This is a genomic window from Borrelia crocidurae (assembly GCF_000825665.2).
Lineage (GTDB): Bacteria > Spirochaetota > Spirochaetia > Borreliales > Borreliaceae > Borrelia > Borrelia duttonii.
Genome location: NZ_LN609267.1, coordinates 633,270 through 635,969 on the forward strand (window position 1 = coordinate 633,270; position 2,700 = coordinate 635,969).

General features: G+C 28.6%; 2 protein-coding genes. One reads left to right on the top strand and one right to left on the bottom strand.

Annotated elements, in window-relative coordinates:
* On the top strand, positions 1 to 656 hold a 656-nt coding region (locus BN1173_RS03070), incomplete at its 5' end, for a J domain-containing protein (protein WP_040236536.1).
* A gap of 96 nt (positions 657 to 752) precedes the next feature.
* Here the strand turns inward: BN1173_RS03070 and BN1173_RS03075 are convergent.
* Positions 753 to 2,591: an integrin-binding adhesin P66 family protein gene (locus tag BN1173_RS03075; protein WP_040236538.1), complete on the bottom strand. Its 1,839-nt coding sequence runs from the start codon at positions 2,589 to 2,591 to the stop codon at positions 753 to 755.
* Positions 2,592 to 2,700: the final 109 nt, after the last annotated feature.

The window sequence follows — 2,700 nt, forward strand, 5'->3', positions numbered from 1 at the left end:
GTATAATTTATAGCATTTTAGGTGGCTTTAGGATATCTACTACTACAAGGGATTATTTTTATTCTAAATCAAGGGAATTTGAGTTTTATAAGTTATCATTTTTACTAATGGCTAAATTAATTTCTATTTTAGGATCGATGACCGGTGAGCAATTAAATTATATTAGTTTTATAATGAGTTCATTAAATTTATCTGAAAGAGATAAGAGTGAACTTTATAATCTATTTCATTTTTCTGTAACACAGAATAGGAATGCAGACAAAATATTATATACTCTAAAACTTGGCTATTTTCAACGTAAAGACCTTTTTGTGTGGCTTGTGTCGGTTTTAAGAGAAATTAATAATTTAGCTAGATATAAAAGTTTAGAAGGTGATAAATTTATTTCATATGTTAGTTCATTTCTTGAACTTGATTTTGAAAGTTATGATTCTTATAAGAATGTTGATATAAAAGTTGTTAGTCCTTATGAAGTATTGGGGTTAAAGTATGATGCTAGTGATGATGATATAAAGAGAGCTTATAAAAAATTGGTTATACAATACCATCCAGATAAATTTGAAAATGAACCTGTTAAACAAAAAGAGGCAAATGAAAAATTTATTAAGATTCAGGATGCTTATGAAAGAATTTCTAAAGAGAGAAATTTAAAGTAGGAATGAATTGGCATAAATTTAATAATTTGTAGGATTTGTTAATTTTGTGAGTAAAATTGTTTAAAGAGTTAATTTGCTCTTTAAACAATTTTTTTATTAAGAAATAGATATTTTAAGTAGTATAAATACACTTCCATTTTGATCTTTAGATGCCAGGATATTGTTTGAATCCCATCCAATAACTATGTTTGTTAATTTAATTAAGTTTTCTAATTCTATTCCAGCTTTTAGATATAAAGTGTTATTTGGAAAATTAAGGGCTCCTAGCATATGAGCACCTACATATGGAATTATATATGTATTTGGTGACATAGATTTTAAAGGTATTGCATAATCAAGGTATAATGCACCTCCAAGTTGAGTTGCGCTAGCAAATTCAATGTTGGTTTTATTTGTGGTGGTAGTGTTTGGAGTAAGAGCTGCTATTATGTCATCTGATTTAGGTTTTTCTCTTAAGAGATCATAAATTCCTATTGAGGCTATCCAACCAAGTCCAGGGATAATACCTTTTTTATTATCTTCGTAAGTTGAAAGTTCTGCATTCAATGTTTGAAATGATTTTTGGGCGATGTTTTGTATTAACGTATTTGAAGATGTAGGTCTATATAGACTTTTTCCATAATTAATTCCAAATCCGATGCCGGATTTTTTATCTTGTGCGCCAAATATTCGTTTGTTATAAGATTTACTTCCCTTAATTTCCCAAGATTCTTCTTCTCCTTCATTTGTATTCCAGGCAAGTCCTATACCAGTTCCCACAGAGAATTCAAAATTGGGAGTTCTTTTTGTATCGAATTGAAGCTTATTGCTTACTGGATCAAATTGCTTTTTTTCATCTGTGTTTGCTTTTCTAGATATGTGTCCAAGTATAGAAAAATCACTTGCAAATGGGTCTATTCCTAAATCGGAACCGGCATTTAGTAATAGATAAGTATTTTTATTGTTAATTTTTGTAAGACCAAGTTTGTAACTAACTCCAATGGAAGTTATTATAGATGCATTTGATAGAGTTGGATTTACAAGATCTGAGTCTGTGACAGATGTATCTTTAAGACCATATGTTATTGAGGAATTATTGAATGTTGAGTTTCCGATTGCTCCTGATATTCCAAAATTTAACTCAAGAGGATTTTTGACACTGATATTTGAATTATATTGTGTTAAATTGTTTTGTATTGGTTTCCATTTGACTTGCGTACCATAAAGTATACCTTTGTAAGTATCGTTATAAGGAATTGCCTCTTTATTTTTTTTATCCTCTTCAGAATCTTTGTCATTTTTTTTATTATTTCTATTTCCTGTTCCTGTTGCTCCAATTGATAGTATGAGTTCTAATTGTGATGGAAGTTTGTATCCAAATTGAAGAGTTCCTATTTTTTTAGCTGTACTTCTTGAAAGAATTGTTCTTGTTGTTGCATTTTCCTTGTTTGGAAAACCGTAATATTGGCTTTGAATTTTACTTATTGGTGCGAAACTAAATAATGATTCTTGATTAAAGTTAAAATCAGTCATTGATTCCATTTTAAGGTAAAAATCGTACATATTAATTTGTGCTGTAATATTTCCTACGCTAAATTTTATTGGTGTATTACTTTTTCCACTAGCGTTTAAGCATAGACTTTCTACTTTAACATAAGCTGAGAGAGGATCATTATTACCTACTTCTTTTGTATTTATATATGGTGTAATCTTAATTCCCACATTGGTTTTATTTTCTAAACCAGGAACAAGTTCATCCATATCAAATCTAAATTGGCTACTGTTGTCAAAAGTTAATGTAATAGGGAGTTTGAAATTTTGATTAAGTTCGGGTGTATTATTGCTTGTATTTGTATTGTTTGAGTTATTACCATTAGTATCAGTCTCATTATCTTCAGCAAAAGCCATTATATGACTTAATATTATTACGAGTAAACATATTATTGTTTTTGTCATTATGATATCTCCTTTGTTATAAGATATAAACTTCTTTGGAAGTTTTTTTTAATAATTGTATAGCTTATTATATACCTTAGGTATTAAGGGTTTTATGATTTTATAATAT